The 17,234-nt window shown below is 31.5% G+C and carries 17 protein-coding genes; 15 read left to right on the top strand and 2 right to left on the bottom strand.

Going from position 1 to position 17,234, the window contains the following annotated elements; translation table 11 throughout:
* Positions 1 to 2 precede the first annotated feature (2 nt).
* Entirely contained in the window at positions 3 to 1,322 is a 1,320-nt protein-coding gene (locus NSS86_RS08000; RefSeq protein ID WP_001557163.1) for an ISL3-like element IS1181 family transposase, read from the bottom strand.
* A 583-nt stretch (positions 1,323 to 1,905) separates the two neighbouring features.
* Between NSS86_RS08000 and NSS86_RS07995 the strand changes: the two genes are divergently transcribed.
* The 9 genes from NSS86_RS07995 (at position 1,906) to fumC (ending at position 10,609) form a co-directional block, all read left to right on the top strand.
* Positions 1,906 to 2,967, top strand: coding sequence for a PTS transporter subunit IIC (locus tag NSS86_RS07995; RefSeq protein WP_000063582.1), 1,062 nt, complete (start codon positions 1,906 to 1,908; stop codon positions 2,965 to 2,967).
* Between the two features lie 257 nt (positions 2,968 to 3,224).
* A complete protein-coding gene (locus NSS86_RS07990) occupies positions 3,225 to 4,682 on the top strand; it encodes an ABC transporter permease subunit (RefSeq protein ID WP_000649908.1) in 1,458 nt (485 codons plus the stop codon).
* Positions 4,675 to 5,397: an amino acid ABC transporter ATP-binding protein gene (locus tag NSS86_RS07985; RefSeq protein ID WP_000590809.1), complete on the top strand. Its 723-nt coding sequence runs from the start codon at positions 4,675 to 4,677 to the stop codon at positions 5,395 to 5,397. Before NSS86_RS07990 ends, NSS86_RS07985 begins: the two co-directional genes overlap by 8 nt.
* Before the next feature lie 150 nt (positions 5,398 to 5,547).
* Positions 5,548 to 6,675, top strand: a complete 1,128-nt coding sequence (gene queG, locus NSS86_RS07980; RefSeq protein WP_000379980.1) for a tRNA epoxyqueuosine(34) reductase QueG — start codon at positions 5,548 to 5,550, stop codon at positions 6,673 to 6,675.
* Positions 6,676 to 6,679: 4 nt separating this feature from the next.
* Entirely contained in the window at positions 6,680 to 7,150 is a 471-nt protein-coding gene (trmL, locus tag NSS86_RS07975; RefSeq protein WP_000181394.1) for a tRNA (uridine(34)/cytosine(34)/5-carboxymethylaminomethyluridine(34)-2'-O)-methyltransferase TrmL, read from the top strand.
* 158 nt (positions 7,151 to 7,308) lie between these two features.
* Positions 7,309 to 7,908 (top strand): glucosamine-6-phosphate isomerase, encoded by a 600-nt coding sequence (locus NSS86_RS07970; RefSeq protein ID WP_001251224.1) that lies wholly within the window; start codon positions 7,309 to 7,311, stop codon positions 7,906 to 7,908.
* Between the two features lie 24 nt (positions 7,909 to 7,932).
* Positions 7,933 to 8,085, top strand: a complete 153-nt coding sequence (locus tag NSS86_RS07965) for an SAS053 family protein (protein WP_000031106.1) — start codon at positions 7,933 to 7,935, stop codon at positions 8,083 to 8,085.
* Between the two features lie 547 nt (positions 8,086 to 8,632).
* Positions 8,633 to 9,028, top strand: coding sequence for a hypothetical protein (locus NSS86_RS07960; protein ID WP_000901023.1), 396 nt, complete (start codon positions 8,633 to 8,635; stop codon positions 9,026 to 9,028).
* A 195-nt stretch (positions 9,029 to 9,223) separates the two neighbouring features.
* Positions 9,224 to 10,609, top strand: a complete 1,386-nt coding sequence (gene fumC / locus NSS86_RS07955; RefSeq protein ID WP_000116228.1) for a class II fumarate hydratase — start codon at positions 9,224 to 9,226, stop codon at positions 10,607 to 10,609.
* A 452-nt stretch (positions 10,610 to 11,061) separates the two neighbouring features.
* Here the strand turns inward: fumC and NSS86_RS07950 are convergent, their stop codons facing one another.
* Positions 11,062 to 11,883 carry an RluA family pseudouridine synthase gene (locus NSS86_RS07950; protein ID WP_000669376.1) on the bottom strand — a complete coding sequence of 274 codons (822 nt, stop codon included), beginning with the start codon at positions 11,881 to 11,883 and terminating at the stop codon, positions 11,062 to 11,064.
* Positions 11,884 to 12,045: 162 nt separating this feature from the next.
* Between NSS86_RS07950 and NSS86_RS07945 the strand changes: the two genes are divergently transcribed.
* From NSS86_RS07945 to NSS86_RS07920, 6 genes are all read left to right on the top strand, one after another.
* Positions 12,046 to 13,158: a GAF domain-containing sensor histidine kinase gene (locus NSS86_RS07945; RefSeq protein ID WP_000437969.1), complete on the top strand. Its 1,113-nt coding sequence runs from the start codon at positions 12,046 to 12,048 to the stop codon at positions 13,156 to 13,158.
* Between the two features lie 21 nt (positions 13,159 to 13,179).
* Positions 13,180 to 13,803, top strand: a complete 624-nt coding sequence (locus NSS86_RS07940; RefSeq protein WP_001045135.1) for a response regulator transcription factor — start codon at positions 13,180 to 13,182, stop codon at positions 13,801 to 13,803.
* Positions 13,804 to 14,158: 355 nt separating this feature from the next.
* The gene (locus NSS86_RS07935; protein ID WP_000375864.1) at positions 14,159 to 14,623 is read left to right on the top strand and encodes a helix-turn-helix transcriptional regulator; all 465 of its coding nucleotides are present in this window, start codon (positions 14,159 to 14,161) and stop codon (positions 14,621 to 14,623) included.
* A gap of 178 nt (positions 14,624 to 14,801) precedes the next feature.
* Entirely contained in the window at positions 14,802 to 15,926 is a 1,125-nt protein-coding gene (locus tag NSS86_RS07930) for a DUF445 domain-containing protein (RefSeq protein WP_000992518.1), read from the top strand.
* A gap of 68 nt (positions 15,927 to 15,994) precedes the next feature.
* On the top strand, positions 15,995 to 16,339 hold the full coding sequence (locus NSS86_RS07925) for a YlbF/YmcA family competence regulator (RefSeq protein WP_000290301.1): 345 nt from the start codon (positions 15,995 to 15,997) through the stop codon (positions 16,337 to 16,339).
* A gap of 538 nt (positions 16,340 to 16,877) precedes the next feature.
* The gene (locus NSS86_RS07920) at positions 16,878 to 16,976 is read left to right on the top strand and encodes a hypothetical protein (RefSeq protein WP_001802255.1); all 99 of its coding nucleotides are present in this window, start codon (positions 16,878 to 16,880) and stop codon (positions 16,974 to 16,976) included.
* Positions 16,977 to 17,234 lie beyond the last annotated feature (258 nt).

Below are 17,234 nucleotides of genomic sequence, written 5' to 3'. Positions count from 1 at the left end.
TATTAGGCGGCCAGTCCATTATTGGGCTTGGTTGTCTTCTTTTTTTCTCCTTTGTATAAGCTGAAAATCATCATTATACGTGCTTTAAAGTTGTTGAAATTTCTGTAACCAAAAGAAATTCGCTTGATTAATTTTATCTTATTATTAATTCCTTCTATAGCACCATTATTAAATGCTGGGTAATAAATTGTATTTCTTAACATCCTTTGATGTTTTCTATAATATTTAACCACTTTCCATACACCTTTACTCACAGACTTTTTACTAACTGAATTTAAACGATTAATAAATTTAGGCCAATTACATAACCTTAGATCTTTTCTTAATCCTTGGACAAGTTCGTAGGAGCGTCGTAGTATATCGTCTTTTGAAAGCATGAATTCTACAATGTCAGATGAGCGTTTATAAGCCTTAAAAGATTTATTCCATCTGTATTTACTAAATATGGTTTTACTAGTATCCATCAATAGAACTTTCCAGTTATTCTTAAAAATTGTATAATTAGGTCCTTTTTTATTACGGTATTCATTCATAACTTGTACACGATACTTATTAAGTTCCCTATTTAAATGTTGAACGATATGGAATCTGTCAAAAATAATAGCTGCATTAGGAAATAGGTCGCGAAATAATCGGACATAGGGTTCATACATGTCAATAGTAACCGTCTTAACTTGTTGTCGATTTTTTAAATCGAATCGCTCGAAATAGGCACGCAAGAATCTTGTAGTTCTATTTTCTAAAATATCTATAACATCATGAGTATCATTATCTATAAAAATGAAACTCATTGATCCAGTTACATTTTTAACGCTTTTAAATTCATCCATAGCGATGTGTTCTGGCAAACAATTAAACGGTTTAATTCGTAATGAATTAGCCGCTTTAGTTCTAATACGACTTACAGTAGATGGAGAGATACAGTTATCTTCTGCAGTATCAATCTCTGTTTTAACTTTAGTAGCTTCTTCTATAACTTTTTGAGTAACACATCTTGAGATAAAACACGACTCATCAACAATTGACGTTTTAGCAGTAAAAGTGCCATTGCATTCTAAGCATTTAAAACGTTGTTTAGCTAAGTTGAGGTATGTGTTATACCCTTGAGTTTTAAGTAAAGTAATACGAGAAACACGCTTACCATGTTTATGAATTTGTCCTTCATTTTTAACTCCACAACAATAACAGGCCGAAGGCTTATACGTTAGTACAGCATTAACCACTGTTGCTTTTTTTCCTTTGATAATGACGTCAATTTCTTGGTTTATATATTTTATATTTTCATCTTTTATTCTTAGTAATTCTAAGGTATCATTACACATAGGCGCACTTGTCTCCTTTAGTTTGGGTTTGGTCACTTTAAATTATAGAGGCAATTGCGCTTTTTGTGTATTAAAAAAAGCAGGAAGTTTTACCTTCCCACCATAAAAGATGAAGAACCATAAAAGTGGACTCAAATGGCACACGCTTTAATAGACTCTATGTCAAATTGTAATGATGAGTTCAATATTGGAAGTTAAGCAACTATGCATTGTTTAACTTCTTTTTTTGGTATTACATTAATGATAATGATTATATTATCTGGGGTTATATATTTGTTTCAACTTTTCTAATAATATATTTGTAAAAGTGCTATTTTATTGTGCTTTATACCAAGTCGATTCAATTTATCTATCTTAATAGTAATATGGCTATTTTAATATTTACAATTTATTACATTATTAGTCACAGGATGTAATTAGTAGTATTTTAAGATTAGCATGACATTGATTAGTGAGTAGATTGTTTAAATTTACTTTATTCATTTTGTGGATTGTTATATTTAGATTAAATTAGCCAACTAATCATTGTTAAAGTTAATTTTCTATAATATGATGAGTTTAATGTTCAAATTGGAGGTCGTTTATGAGTAACGCAAATAATGCTGATAATAAACAGTTTTTCAGTAAGATTTTAAATTCTATTGGTGCTGGTGTTGTTATTGCACTTGTTCCGAATGCTTTATTAGGTGAAGTATTAAAAATATTTAAAAGTGGTAATGAAATTTTAGAATTAACGTATCAGTTAGTGATACTAATTCAATCATTTATGGCATTTATTATTGGGGTTTTAGCTGCTCATCAATTTAAATTTAATGGCGCAGGTGCTGCTATAGTAGGTACATCAGCTATGATTGGTTCAGGTGCTGTTGTATATAGCAATAATAGTTTTATGTTAAAAGGTATAGGTGACATTATAAATACGAGTTTGGTTGTTATTATTGCATGTCTTATATATATGGTATTACAAAACAAACTTGGATCTTTTGAATTAATTATATTACCAGTTTTAGTACCTATCGTTAGTGGGGGTATCGGTCTAATCACATTACCTTACATTCGAAAAATTACTCAAGCAATTGGAAATGTAATTCATTCTTTTACAGACTTAAATCCGTTGTTAATGTCTATACTTATTAGTGTGGCATTTTCATTATTAATGGTAACACCAATATCGTTAGTAGCGATTGCAACTGCGATTAGTTTAAACGGACTAGGAAGTGGAGCAGCAAACCTAGGTATAGTGGCTGCCTGTGTTACTTTCTTATTTGGCTCATTGCGTGTCAATTCTATTGGTGTAAATGCAGTTTTACTCATAGGAGCTGCAAAAATGATGATCCCAGTTTACTTGAAAAATTTAATTATTTCGATACCATTGACTATAAATGGAATAATTACTGGAATCATTGCTTACGTTCTTCAGGTTAAAGGAACACCATTGTCTGCTGGATTTGGATATACAGGATTAGTTGGCCCAATAAATGCATTTAACCGAATGTCAGGTGATCCAACAATGAATATTATTTTATTAGCACTTGGTTATTTTGTCATACCATTTGTATCGGCATTTATTGTTCATGAATTGTGTAAAAAATTCATTCCTATATATTCTAATGATATTTATAAATTTGAAGTTCCAAAACAATAATTGATAGCTTGATGACAAGAATAAGTTTTAATATATGATAAATATAGGCGTTACTGTCAATAAGATATTGATAGTAGCGCTTTTTTGATTGATTTTAAAATGTGAGATTTGTTCACGTATAATAGCGGATTTTTTATGTACAGTCTTTTAAAAAGAAGCTTTTCTTTATATTGATAAAAATACATTTATAAAACACTATTGCATCAAAATGTATTAATATGTATAATTATGAATATTAATTAGGGAGGGCTGTATAAATGAAGTGTTTAATTAGGTTTATATTAGTATTAGGGTTGTTAATTAGCAGTGCTATGGTGTATATCAATCCCACAGCACATGCTGAACAAGATCAAACATGGGAGAAGATTAAAGAACGCGGTGAACTTAGAGTGGGTCTTTCTGCAGATTATGCACCAATGGAATTTGAGCATACAGTTAATGGTAAGACTGAGTATGCAGGTGTAGATATTGATTTAGCTAAAAAAATTGCGAAAGATAATAATTTAAAATTAAAAATCGTCAATATGTCATTTGATAGTTTGTTAGGAGCTCTTAAAACTGGAAAAATTGATATTATTATTTCCGGAATGACTTCAACGCCTGAACGTAAGAAGCAAGTTGATTTTTCAGATTCATATATGATGACTAAAAATATCATGCTTGTAAAGAAAGATAAAGTTAATGAATATAAAGATATCAAAGACTTTAATAATAAAAAAGTAGGGGCACAAAAGGGAACTGAACAAGAAAAAATCGCTCAAACCGAAATTGAAAATGCATCTATTACTTCATTAAGCCGTTTACCAGACGTTATATTAGCATTGAAAAGTGGAAAGGTTGAAGGTGCTGTAGTTGAAAAACCTGTAGCAGAAGCATATTTAAAACAAAATCCTAAATTAGGAATTTCCAATGTGAAATTTAATGAAGAAGAAAAAGATACAGTGATAGCTGTGCCAAAAGATTCACCAAAATTATTGTCACAAATTAATAAAACGATTAAAGAGGTTAAAGATAAAGGATTAATCGATAAATATATGACTAATGCTGCAAATGCGATGAATGATGACAGTGGTTTTATTTCTAAGTATGGTAGTTTTTTCTTGAAAGGAATTAAGATTACAATATTAATTTCACTTATCGGTGTTGCATTAGGTTCTATTTTAGGTGCATTCGTTGCGTTAATGAAATTAAGTAAAATAAAAATTATTTCATGGATTGCTTCTATCTATATCGAAATATTAAGAGGAACACCAATGTTAGTTCAAGTATTTATCGTATTCTTTGGTATAACTGCTGCATTAGGACTAGACATTTCAGCTCTTGTTTGTGGAACAATTGCATTAGTTATTAATTCCTCAGCTTACATTGCTGAAATTATTCGTGCAGGTATAAATGCTGTTGATAAAGGACAAATGGAAGCCGCACGTAGTCTAGGTTTGAATTATAGACAAACGATGAAAAGTGTAATTATGCCACAAGCAATTAAAAATATTTTACCAGCTTTAGGTAATGAATTTGTCACTTTAATTAAAGAATCATCTATTGTGTCAACAATTGGAGTTGGCGAAATTATGTTTAATGCACAAGTGGTTCAAGGTATTTCATTTGACCCATTCACACCATTACTAGTGGCAGCAGCATTATACTTTGTCTTAACATTTGTACTTACACGCATTATGAACATGATTGAAGGGAGATTGAATGCCAGTGATTAAAATAAACAATCTTAATAAAGTTTTTGGAGATAATGAAGTTTTAAAAGATATCAATCTTGAAATCAATCAAGGGGAAGTAGTAGCAATAATAGGTCCATCTGGTAGTGGTAAAAGTACATTGTTAAGATGTATGAATTTATTAGAAGTACCCACTAAAGGTCAAGTGATTTTTGAAGGCAATGACTTAACGGAAAAAGGGACACAAGTAGATAAACTACGTCAAAAAATGGGTATGGTATTTCAAAACTTCAACCTATTTCCACATAAAAAAGTTGTCGATAATATTATTTTAGCTCCTAAATTATTAAAGAAAGATAATAACGATGAATTACATAAGGAAGCATTGTCGTTATTAGATAAAGTGGGATTAAAAGAAAAAGCAGATGTATATCCGAATCAATTATCAGGTGGTCAAAAGCAAAGGGTTGCAATTGCAAGAGCTTTAGCAATGCATCCAGATGTTATTTTATTCGATGAACCAACTTCAGCATTAGATCCTGAGGTAGTTGGTGATGTATTAAAAGTAATGAAAGACCTAGCCAAAGAAGGTATGACCATGGTGGTTGTGACACATGAAATGGGATTTGCCAAAGATGTAAGTGACAAAGTCATATTTATGGCAGATGGCGTTGTCGTAGAGTCAGGCACACCAGTCGAAATATTTGAACAACCGCAACATGAAAGAACACAAAATTTCTTAGCAAGAGTATTATAACAACCTAACGAAGCTTGAATATATGATGCGCACCACAAAGTTATATCATATATTCAAGCTTTTTATTATTAAAATTATGTGAAATGAAACCTCAATATGAATAATGGTTGTGTTAAAATAACATAGTATTATTTTATGGGGGGCATACGATTGGATACAAAGCAGTTAAAGCAAGATATCATTGACTATGCATATACAATTGGTATCGACAGTATTGGATTTACAACTGCCGATCCCTTTGATGAATTGAAGCAAAAGCTAGAAGCATATCATGCAAATGGTTATGCCTCAGGATTTGAAGAATCTGATATTGCTTTACGAACGGAGCCTAAATTATCCTTACCAACAGCAAGGTCAATCATAGCAATTGCAGTTGGTTATCCTAACAAACTGAAAGGTGCACCTAAGAGTGTTAGAGGTGATCGCAGAGGCTTATTTGCTAGAGCATCGTGGGGTCAAGATTATCATACAATTATGCGTAAACGATTAGACATGTTAGCTGCATTTATTGAATCTAAAGTTCCAGATGTTGAAATCAAATCTATGGTAGATACGGGTGTATTATCAGATAGGGCAGTAGCAGAACGTGCAGGTTTAGGATTTGTTGGTCGTAATGGCTTTGTCATCAATCCTAAACTAGGAACATGGACATACCTCGGTGAAATGTTAGTCAGTATACCTTTTGAACCTGATGATCCATTATTAGATAGCTGTGGTGATTGTACAATTTGTGTTGATCGTTGTCCAACAAGTGCATTAGTTGGAAATGGCCAATTAAATAGTCAGAAATGCATTAGTTTTTTAACGCAAACAAAAGGCTATATGCCTGACCAATATCGTTATAAAATTGGGAATAGATTATATGGTTGCGATACGTGTCAACAAGTTTGTCCGAAAAATAGAGGTATTAATACCGAACAAGATGACATCATTTTGGAACCAGAAATTTTAAAGCCAAGATTAGTACCTTTACTACGTATGTCTAATAAAGAATTCAAACAAACATATGGTCACCTTGCAGGTGCTTGGCGTGGTAAAAAGCCGATACAACGAAATGCTATTTTAGCATTAGCGCATTTTAATGAAGTGGATGCAATTCCAGAATTGAAAAAAGTTGCAACAACAGATGAAAGACCGATGATTCGAGCAACTGCTTATTGGGCCATTGGTCAAATTCTTGGGGAAGAAGCAAGAGATTTTATCAATGCTAATTATGATCAAGAGGATGCAGAAGTTCAGAATGAAATGATAAAAGGATTAGACACAAGGAGAGAATAGTAATATGACAAATCATATCGTTTTATATCAACCAGAAATCCCAGCTAATACTGGTAACATTGCACGTACGTGTGCAGGTACAAACACACATTTACATTTAATTAAACCTCTTGGATTTAGAACTGATGATAAAATGTTAAAAAGAGCCGGTTTAGATTATTGGGAATTTGTGAATATTACGTATCATGATAGTATTGAAGCATTTTTTGAAGCCACAAATGGCGAGTATTACTTATTAACAAAATTTGGTAAAAAGACTTATAGTGATTTTGATTTTTCAAATCATGACAAAGATTTTTACTTCATTTTTGGAAAAGAGACGACAGGATTACCAGACTGGGTGAAAGAGAAATATCAAGACACAGCGTTAAGAATTCCTATGAGTGAACATATTCGTTCATTAAATTTATCAAATACTGCTGCGTTGTTAATTTATGAAGCGTTACGTCAACAAGATTTTCCAGGATTGAATTAAAATTCGTCTATTTTCATTATAAAAATGATACTTAAGTGCTATATTTAGAGTATAACCATGTTAAAGTTAAATGGTTTGATATATTGAAAGTTAGGGTATAATAATTATTAATATCGCCGTTTTTATGTAAAATGCAAACTAAGAGGAGTGTAGAAATCATGGCAATGAACTTTAAAGTCTTTGACAATAGTCAACTTGTAGCAGAATATGCTGCTGATATTATTAGAAAGCAATTTAACAATAATCCTACTACAATTGCAGGTTTTCATTTAGATACAGATCAAGCGCCAGTTCTAGATGAATTAAAGAAAAATGTTGAAAAACATGCTGTTGATTTTAGCCAAATAAATATTTTAGATTATGACGATAAAAAATCATATTTCGAAGCGTTAGGTGTACCAGCAGGTCAAGTTTATCCAATTGCTTATGAAAAAGATGCAATCGAATTAATCGCTGATAAGATTAAAACTAAAGAAAATAAAGGGAAATTAACATTACAAGTTGTTTCTATCGATGAGCAAGGTAAGTTAAATGTTAGTATTCGTCAAGGACTAATGGAAGCAAGAGAAATTTTCTTAGTAGTGACAGGTGCTAATAAACGAGATGTAGTTGAAAAATTATATCAAGAAAATGGTAAAACAAGCTTCGAACCAGCCGATTTAAAAGCACATAGAATGGTAAATGTTATTCTTGATAAAGAAGCGGCTGCAGGTTTACCTGAAGATGTTAAAGCTTACTTTACGTCACGCTTTGCTTAATTAAAAATCTGTGAGGTATTGATTATGTCTAAAGACAAAGATCCAAAATTAAATTATCATGAAGAAGAAAACAGTATGGTAACGGATTTTGAAGATTTAAAAGAATTAGGTAAAGAAATGGAACAAATCTCTGATCAAAATGATCAAGAAAAAAATTTTGAAGAAGACAGTCAGTAAAGTATTATAATTGTGTAATATTCAGTTATTTATCATGTAAATAATGTATAGTATAGAACATATATCAAATAGGATTGATTATCTTGAATATGAAGTTAGGTAGCATTTTGTTACCTAGCTTTTTTATTATATTCATAGAAGCTGACTTTCTGCCAGCTTCTGAGTTTGTGGCCCGTTTCCCCAACTTGCACTGTTTGTAGAAATTAGAAATCCGATTTCACTATGTTGGGGCCTCGCCAACTTGCATGAAATAGTAAGCTGACTTTCCACCAGCTTCTATGTTTGTGGACTGCAGTTAACTACTGCCAATATAACTTTGTAAAGCATAAAACATTGATTTGTGTACCAGACATAGTAATATATCAAAAGTTCAATTTTAAATATTAAAACACCATTTAAACGGAATTGATAATTAATTACTCCAGACATAATTGAAAGAAGTCATCTATCAGTAATATTTTTAATGAAATCATTAAACCGCGTTTCTTAATATGCCAAGATTATGATATGCTATTGAAGAATGAAATTAGAGGAGATTTATATATTTATGTTAGGAAAATACTGGATTCAATTATTGATAGCAACAGTTATTATAAGTTTAATATCAATTAAAGCTTTTCCATTGGCAATTGGGGCATTATATTTACCTGTTATTTTCAAAGTAATAAAATTACAACTCAATTTATCAAAAGGATTAATCGATGATGTTAATGCGCAAACATTCATTAAAAGTAATCAATCAGGTATTGTAATAAGTGTAATTTGTTGTTTATTAATAACAGGAATATTGTATTATACACTTGATGGGTTTTATGCGAGTTTAACAGGAGTTTTAGGTACGCTTGTTGCTCTAAATCCATATACGACAATTGTTAGTGCTGTATTATATATACTTACAGCTATTGCTACGGTTGAAGCTACTAAAACAAAGTATCGTAATTAAACTTAGTTCAACAATAACTAAATAATGATAGATAACACACTAATCGTATGACCGTATCACTGTAATAAAGGGTGAGTACGTGCGATTAGTGTATTTTTATTTCAAATTATGAAAACGTTTTAATCATAAATTGCTCAATTAAATTATTTAATGATATACTACAGTTAAATAAACAGTGATAAGGGGAGAAATTGAATGTCAGTAAGAATTGAACATGATACTTTTGGAGAAATAGAAGTACCTGCAGATAAATATTGGGGTGCTCAAACAGAAAGAAGTAAACGCAATTTCCCAGTTGGTAAAGAGCGTATGCCAATCGAAGTAGTTTATGGTTTTGCACAACTAAAGCGTGCAGCAGCATTAGCTAATTTTGATTTAGGAAAATTAAGCGAGGCAAAGAAAGATGCCATTGTATACGCATGTGATCAAATTTTATCAGGTGAATTAGATGAACACTTCCCACTAGTTGTATGGCAAACAGGAAGCGGTACACAAAGTAATATGAATGTGAACGAAGTAGTAAGTTATGTTGCTAATATGTATTTAAAAGATCATCAAATTGATGAAAGTATCCACCCAAATGATGATGTAAATGAATCACAAAGTTCGAATGATACATTCCCAACTGCTATGCACGTTGCATTATATCAAGAGGTTGAAACAAAATTAGAACCTGCATTAAAACTTTTAAGAAATACTTTGAAAGAAAAAGAAGACAAATTTGAATCAATTATTAAAATTGGTCGTACACATTTACAAGATGCAACGCCGATCAAACTAGGACAAGAGATTAGTGGCTGGCGTTATATGCTTGACCGTTGCGAAATAATGTTATCTGAATCTAAGAAGCACATTTTAAATCTTGCCATCGGTGGTACGGCTGTTGGTACTGGTATTAATGCGCATCCTGAATTTGGTGATAAGGTGGCACATTATATTTCAGAAAATACGGGTTATCCATTTGTATCTTCTGAAAATAAATTCCACGCACTTACAGCGCATGATGAAGTTGTTCAATTGCACGGAACATTGAAGGCATTAGCTGGAGATTTAATGAAAATTGCTAATGATGTGAGATGGTTGGCTTCAGGTCCACGAGCTGGTTTGGCAGAAATTTCCATCCCTGAAAATGAACCAGGTTCATCAATTATGCCTGGTAAAGTTAATCCTACACAATGTGAAATGTTAACAATGGTTGCAGTCCAAGTAATGGGTAATGATACAGTTGTTGGCTTCGCAAGTTCACAAGGTAACTTTGAATTGAATGTTTATAAACCAGTTATTATGCATAATACACTACAATCAATTTACCTTTTAGCTGATGGTATGGAAACATTTAATAACAATTGTGCAGTGGGCATTGAGCCAATCGAAGAGAATATTGATAATTATTTAAATCAATCATTAATGTTAGTTACTGCATTAAATCCACATATTGGTTATGAAAAAGCAGCTCAAATTGCTAAGAAAGCCCATAAAGAAGGTTTAACTTTAAAAGAATCTGCAATTCAAACTGGATATGTTACAGAAGAACAATTTGAAGCATGGATTAAACCAGAAGATATGGTAGATCCTCATTAATTAAATATTAATATAAAATAAAGTTTGGGCATTATAGTGTTCAAGCTTTATTTTTTGTCTATGTCAAATTGAACTTATAAGTCCGATTTGATATAGAGCCATGAAAAGGGAAAACTTTTCATGGAGTCCGTTTTATTATAGAACCTATTTTTTATATGATGAATTGTTGTACATGTATTGGCCAAACAACCTGTGATAAAAATCTTATGATGTCATGTATTGTCCATAGATACACGTAACGCAGTTGAAAAAGACTACAAGTCATTATCCAAGGATGTTATAAAATGAATAATTGCTAAAATATCAAAATATAAAATCCTAAGCATCGTAAAAAACAAAAAAACCGAACATCTGAAAAAATTAATAATTTTCCATCTATCCGATTTAAGTTGATACTTGATTTAGTTACAATGCGGTATTGCATGTTTAAATATCATGCAAAACTAATCAAATTAGTCATCCAAAGAAACGGAAATGACTTCCTTAGTCAAGGGATGCACAAACTCTATTTTGTAACTTTCAAGTTCTAATTGTCTTAACGTTGAATCACCATATAAAGGATCACCAATAACAGGGTGACCAATTTCAGCTAAATGCACACGAATTTGATGAGTACGTCCAGTATCCAACTTGATTTCAAGTTGGCACACAGCTTCTTTTATCATTTTTGAAGTTAAAATGTGTGTAATTGCACGCTGTCCAGTAGGAGACACACGTCGTTTATTCGAATGGAATTTATCTTTACCAATTGGCATATCAATCGTTTGTGGTTTTAAAGGTAAAAGTGCCTTAACATTTGCTTTGTATATCCGCGTAATATCATTGTCTTCTAACATGCGATCAAGAATTTTTTTCATTAAAGGATTTTTAGCAACAATTAATAATCCTACTGTTTCCTGGTCCAGTCGATGAATTGGTTCGACATAGTCACTATCAATAGTGTAAATCACATGATTCATTAAAGTATTGCTTTCTTTTAAATCATTAGGGTGAGTCTTAACACCTTTAGGTTTCATTACGATTGCCATATCATCGTCTTCGTATTTAATTTGTGCATAACGATAACTTGGAACATAATTACTTTTTTCATCGATGGTTGGAACAAATACATCGTCGCCAGTATGCACTTTATCCATTAATCGCGCAGGTTTATCATTAATAGTAATATCTTTAGACATATTTAAATGATGTAAATCTTTTTTAGGTACCTTAAGTTGTTGGAAAATATCTCGTAAACTTAAGTCATTAAAGTTTTCTGGTATTTTAAATTTCATAAAATCCTCCTATAGTCTTTAATATCATATCACAAATCAGTTCTCCTAAATATAACTATTGAGTAATCAAGGCCATTTTATCATGTTCACGTCTAAGATTTAAAAATATAATAACTCAATGTATAATAGTTAATACACGTAAAAATGAATTGGAGCGATTTGATGGAACAAAGGACGCGACTAGCTTTATTAAAAGAGATTGCCGAATTTTTAAACGAAGAAACTGAAATGTATAGCATGACCCAAGGTGCGTTAAAATATTTAATTGAGGGCAGTAATTTCACGACAGGCTGGATATTTTTCATCAATAGCGTAGGTGAACATGAACTTGTATCACATGTGGCTCTACCACAATCTTTGACAGCAGACCACTGTCACTATATTAAAGATGGGTCTTGTTGGTGTGTGAAAGCATTTAATCAACGTAGGCTAATGAAAGCGTCGAATATCGTCAATTGTTCTCGTATTAACTTAGCCTCTAAAGCATTTCCTAGCCAAAATGACAATATTACACATCATGCAACGGTACCACTTAAATCGGGTCAAGAACAATTCGGCATTTTAAATGTAGCGTCCCCAAATACTGAAATATATAGTGATGAAGATTTAGAGTTGCTAGAGTCTGTCGCATTTCAATTAGGGTCAGCCATCAAACGTATTTATTTAACAGACCGTGAAAAAGAAGCAGCAAAAATTAATGAACGTAATCGTTTAGCTAGAGATTTACATGATTCAGTAAATCAAATGTTATTTTCTGTAAAACTAACAGCACATGCTGCGTATGGCATGTCAAACGAATCCATCGCTAAACAAGCATTCAAGACGATTGAGAAAACGAGTCAAAATGCCGTTAATGAAATGCGTGCATTGATTTGGCAACTTAAGCCAGTTGGACTTGAGCAAGGTTTAATTCATGCTTTGACAGCATATAGTAAATTAATGCATATACAATTAAATGTAAATGTAGAAGGTTTAATCGATTTATCTAATGAAATCGAAGAAAACATATATAGAGCATTACAAGAGTGTATTAATAATGTTAAGAAACATGCTGATACGAATAAAATGGATCTTACATTAAAACAAATGAACGATATACTATATATTGACGTGATTGATTATGGTCAAGGATTTGAGATCGATAATGTTCAGATAGCTTCATCACACGGTATTAATAACATAAAACAAAGAGTTAAATTATTAAGAGGTAAAGTGACCTTTCATTCTCAGCCAACAAAGGGTACACAAATACAATTCACAATTCCTATAAAATAGCTTGATTTAAGGAGATAACCCATGAACAAAGTAATATTAGTAGATGACCATTATATTGTGCGACAAGGATTGCGATTTTTATTATCCACGATTGAAAACATAGAAGTTTTACAAGACTTTGCAGATGGAGAAACATTTTTAGAATATTTAAAAGAGCATGAGCACCCTGATATTGTGCTATTAGATTTAGTGATGCCTGGCATGAATGGTATTGAAATTACGGAATATATTAAGGCACATTATCCGGAAATTAAAGTTTTGGTATTAACAAGTTATGTTGATGATGAACATGTAATTTCAGCAATCAATAAAGGTGCTGATGGTTATGAAATGAAAGACGTTGAGCCTCAGCAATTAATTGAAACTATTAGACGAGTTATGAACGGTGAAAAAATGATACATCCTAAGGCACAAGATGTATTCGAAACAGTTAGCCAAAAACCACACTACACGAATAAGTTGTCAAAGAGAGAAATTGAAGTGTTACGTGAAATGGTTAAAGGTAAAACAAATAAAGAGATTGCAGAAACTTTATTTGTATCTGAAAAAACAATTAAAACACATGTCAGTCATATATTTAGTAAATTACAAGTTAGCGATCGTACACAAGCAGCAATTTATGCAATGGAAAATAAGTTGATTTAGAATGAGCTTTTAAATATTTGTCGAAAAATAGACAATTTTTAATCTGATTTTGATGAATTTTTTATAGCGATAGGGTTTATTATACAGTTTTCTTTGTAAATTTGATATCATTATAAAAGTGTAAGTTTTATCAAATCTAGTGATTGTGCATAAAATTTTACTTCATTTACTTTCGCTTCATTATAAAGTAAACTTAACTCTTGTTGACTTGATCAAAATTTAATACAAATGTGAAATTGACTCTTTTCATTTTATTAAAAATATATTAAGATGTAATCTGTGTTTCAAGAAATGTGTATTATTGCAATTTCTTGTGTCCGGATAAAATTCCCCAAACAGAAAGGTAGATAACAGAATGGATAGACAGAGTTTTACAGATTTAATTCAAACAAAATTTAAAATGGTTCGTATAGAGGCTGGTTATACGCAAGATACTATGGCGCAAACAATTGGACTTTCTAAAAAGACTTTAGTACAAATCGAAAAAGAGAGAGTATTACCAAACTGGACAACTTGTATTTCAATTTGTGCATTATTCAGAGACTCTGAAGTATTAAACAGTACATTTGGCTGTGATCCATTAGAAATCGTTCAAACAATTTCAAGAAATCACTGTGCATATCCAAACCATGCACCAACAAGTGATATTTATTGGAATAACATTGAGACTCGTAATGGGTACATTTTACAAAGTAACAAAGTAAGCAATATTTATCGTGTATTAAATCCAGATAACCAACCAATTTTCGGTACTTCTAAAATGAGAGAAGCTGAAACATACTTTAACAGAAATGCTAAAGAAGAATTAGTACATATCTAGGCCTATATACTTTTAATAAATAATAAAAGCGATGTAACACACCTGTTTCGAGAGGTGAGGCATCGCTTTTTGTATGTAAACTAATAATAAATTGAGCAGAAAGTGAAATGATTAATGAATTAAAAAATAAAAATAGTGGTATAATGAATAACTATGTTGTCACAAAGGAGTCAAAATTATGAATGCACTATTTATTATCATATTTATGATTGTAGTAGGGGCGATAATTGGGGGCATTACTAATGTAATTGCAATTAGAATGCTGTTTCACCCCTTTAAACCATACTATATATTTAAATTTAGAGTCCCATTTACACCAGGTTTAATACCGAAAAGACGCGAAGAAATTGCAACTAAAATTGGCCAAGTGATTGAAGAGCATTTGCTTACAGAAACTTTAATTAATGAAAAATTAAAAAGCGAGCAATCACAGCAAGCAATAGAATCTATGATTCAACAGCAGTTACAAAAGTTGACGAAAGATCAATTGTCAATAAAACAAATTACTTCTCAAATCGATATTGATTTAGAACAAGTATTACAAACTAATGGAAATCAATATATTGAATCACAATTGAATAATTATTATACAAAGCATCAAAACCAAACAATAGCATCTTTATTGCCAAATCAACTTGTAACATTTTTAGATCAGCATGTAGATAACGCAACAGACTTATTATGTGATCGTGCAAGGAATTATTTATCATCTGCAAAAGGCACACAAGATATTAATGATATGTTGGATACTTTTTTCCATGAGAAAGGTAAGTTAATTGGTATGTTGCAAATGTTTATGACAAAAGAGAGCATTGCAGATCGCATTCAACAAGAACTTATACGTTTAACATCTCATCCTAAAGCAAGAACAATTGTGACATCGTTAATTACCAATGAATATCAAACTTTTAAAGATAAACCATTGAATGAACTGTTAGATGCATCGCAGTTTAATGAAATCGCTGAAAATCTATCAGTGTATGTAACAACATATGCAAGCAATCAAGCGAATAAGCCAGTGGTTACGTTAATGCCTCAATTCGTTGATTATTTAGAAGGTCAACTCTCTAGCAAATTAGCAAATTTAATCATTGAAAAATTATCGATTCACTTATCTACAATTATGAAAAAAGTGGATTTACGAGGATTAATTGAAGAACAAATTAATACGTTTGACTTAGATTATATTGAAAAATTAATTATAGAAATTGCTAACAAAGAACTAAAGTTGATTATGTCATTAGGTTTCATTTTAGGTGGTATTATTGGATTTTTCCAAGGTTTGGTTGCAATCTTTGTCTAAAAAAGCGAGATGTGGTAAAGTAATATCGAACGTTTTAATAAACATCACAACAAAGGAGTGCTATAACCATGGCAGTAAATTTATATGATTATGCAAATCAATTAGAACAAGCTTTAAGAGAAAGCGAAGAATACAAAGCAATCAAAGAAGCATTCGCTAATGTAAAAGCTAACGAAGAATCTAAAAAGTTATTCGATGAGTTCCGTGAAACTCAAATTAACTTCCAACAAAAACAAATGCAAGGTGAAGAAATTGCTGAAGAAGATTTACAAAAAGCGCAAGAACAAGCGCAAGCAATTGAAAAAGATGAAAACATCTCTGCATTAATGAATGCTGAACAAAAAATGAGTCAAGTATTCCAAGAAATCAACCAAATTATCGTTAAACCATTAGACGAAATTTACGCTGACTAATATTAAAATAATATTTTTCAATCCTTTAAATAGAGGAATAGACTGCCGACAGAGTCCGAGACTTTGTGGGTAGTTTTTTTAGTTTTGATAACGGAAGTTAGAGGCTCTCTGTCAAATTGGGCAGATGCGTTCACTATCGGAATTTAGGCTACTAAACATGTCCTAGCTTTAGCTCAGAATGGACGACGGAAGCTGGGCAATCAAACATGGCTAGCTCTATGCCAAAACGGGCAGATGAGCTTGATAACGGAAGTTAGAGGTTCTATGTCAAATTGGGCAGATGCATTCAGTAACGGAAGTTAGGCTAGTAAACGTGTCCTAACTTCCTTTTTGCATTTTGAAGTGTAAAGTTTTCAACATAATACTATTAGTTCGGTCATGTATCGGACTGATGGAAAAGCGTTTCACTTTTAATGACTCATTAAGAACGGCCTGAAAATGTTTGGCGTATTAAGTGCAATGATAGTTTTGACATTTAGTTTCTAATTGGTCATTACTGCCGAGCAAATCTAGTAGAGTAATCATGTAAATCTTTAATGTGTCAGTTGGTTCACTAGCGGTGTTAACAATTACGGAAATTGCATTTCCGACTGAAATTTTTGAAAAAAATCAACGCACGCTACAAATAAAATTTTAAACTGTTATAAATGTGTCTCAATTTCATATGTTCATCGACGATATGAAGCGTATTATGGTAAAATGAAGAAATAATAAACTTGTTAATAAATAAAACATCACGATTTGACTAAAGCACTTTATTATTGTGTAGATAATAATTTTTTAACGAAATAAAAATGGCGACTGGTTTTAATAAATCAGCTAATGAATCACTACACCTATAAGTATGAATATAGTGATTAGAATGCTTTGTATAGTTGGATTTTGCAAAATTGAT

Origin of the sequence: Staphylococcus sp. FSL W8-0056, from assembly GCF_037963075.1 — a bacterium.
In the GTDB taxonomy this organism is placed as follows: domain Bacteria; phylum Bacillota; class Bacilli; order Staphylococcales; family Staphylococcaceae; genus Staphylococcus; species Staphylococcus aureus.
The sequence above is the reverse complement of the archived record's forward strand: the minus strand, read 5'-3'. Positions and strand labels throughout refer to the sequence as shown.

What these genes read in the sequence shown, in the direction of transcription:
- NSS86_RS08000 (WP_001557163.1), bottom strand. Translation starts at nt 1,322, where the DNA reads ATGTGTAATGATACCTTAGAATTACTAAGAATAAAAGATGAAAATATA.
- NSS86_RS07995 (WP_000063582.1), top strand. Translation starts at nt 1,906, where the DNA reads ATGAGTAACGCAAATAATGCTGATAATAAACAGTTTTTCAGTAAGATT.
- NSS86_RS07990 (WP_000649908.1), top strand. Translation starts at nt 3,225, where the DNA reads ATGAAGTGTTTAATTAGGTTTATATTAGTATTAGGGTTGTTAATTAGC.
- trmL (WP_000181394.1), top strand. Translation starts at nt 6,680, where the DNA reads ATGACAAATCATATCGTTTTATATCAACCAGAAATCCCAGCTAATACT.
- NSS86_RS07970 (WP_001251224.1), top strand. Translation starts at nt 7,309, where the DNA reads ATGGCAATGAACTTTAAAGTCTTTGACAATAGTCAACTTGTAGCAGAA.
- NSS86_RS07965 (WP_000031106.1), top strand. Translation starts at nt 7,933, where the DNA reads ATGTCTAAAGACAAAGATCCAAAATTAAATTATCATGAAGAAGAAAAC.
- NSS86_RS07960 (WP_000901023.1), top strand. Translation starts at nt 8,633, where the DNA reads ATGTTAGGAAAATACTGGATTCAATTATTGATAGCAACAGTTATTATA.
- fumC (WP_000116228.1), top strand. Translation starts at nt 9,224, where the DNA reads ATGTCAGTAAGAATTGAACATGATACTTTTGGAGAAATAGAAGTACCT.
- NSS86_RS07950 (WP_000669376.1), bottom strand. Translation starts at nt 11,883, where the DNA reads ATGAAATTTAAAATACCAGAAAACTTTAATGACTTAAGTTTACGAGAT.
- NSS86_RS07945 (WP_000437969.1), top strand. Translation starts at nt 12,046, where the DNA reads ATGGAACAAAGGACGCGACTAGCTTTATTAAAAGAGATTGCCGAATTT.
- NSS86_RS07940 (WP_001045135.1), top strand. Translation starts at nt 13,180, where the DNA reads ATGAACAAAGTAATATTAGTAGATGACCATTATATTGTGCGACAAGGA.
- NSS86_RS07935 (WP_000375864.1), top strand. Translation starts at nt 14,159, where the DNA reads ATGGATAGACAGAGTTTTACAGATTTAATTCAAACAAAATTTAAAATG.
- NSS86_RS07930 (WP_000992518.1), top strand. Translation starts at nt 14,802, where the DNA reads ATGAATGCACTATTTATTATCATATTTATGATTGTAGTAGGGGCGATA.
- NSS86_RS07925 (WP_000290301.1), top strand. Translation starts at nt 15,995, where the DNA reads ATGGCAGTAAATTTATATGATTATGCAAATCAATTAGAACAAGCTTTA.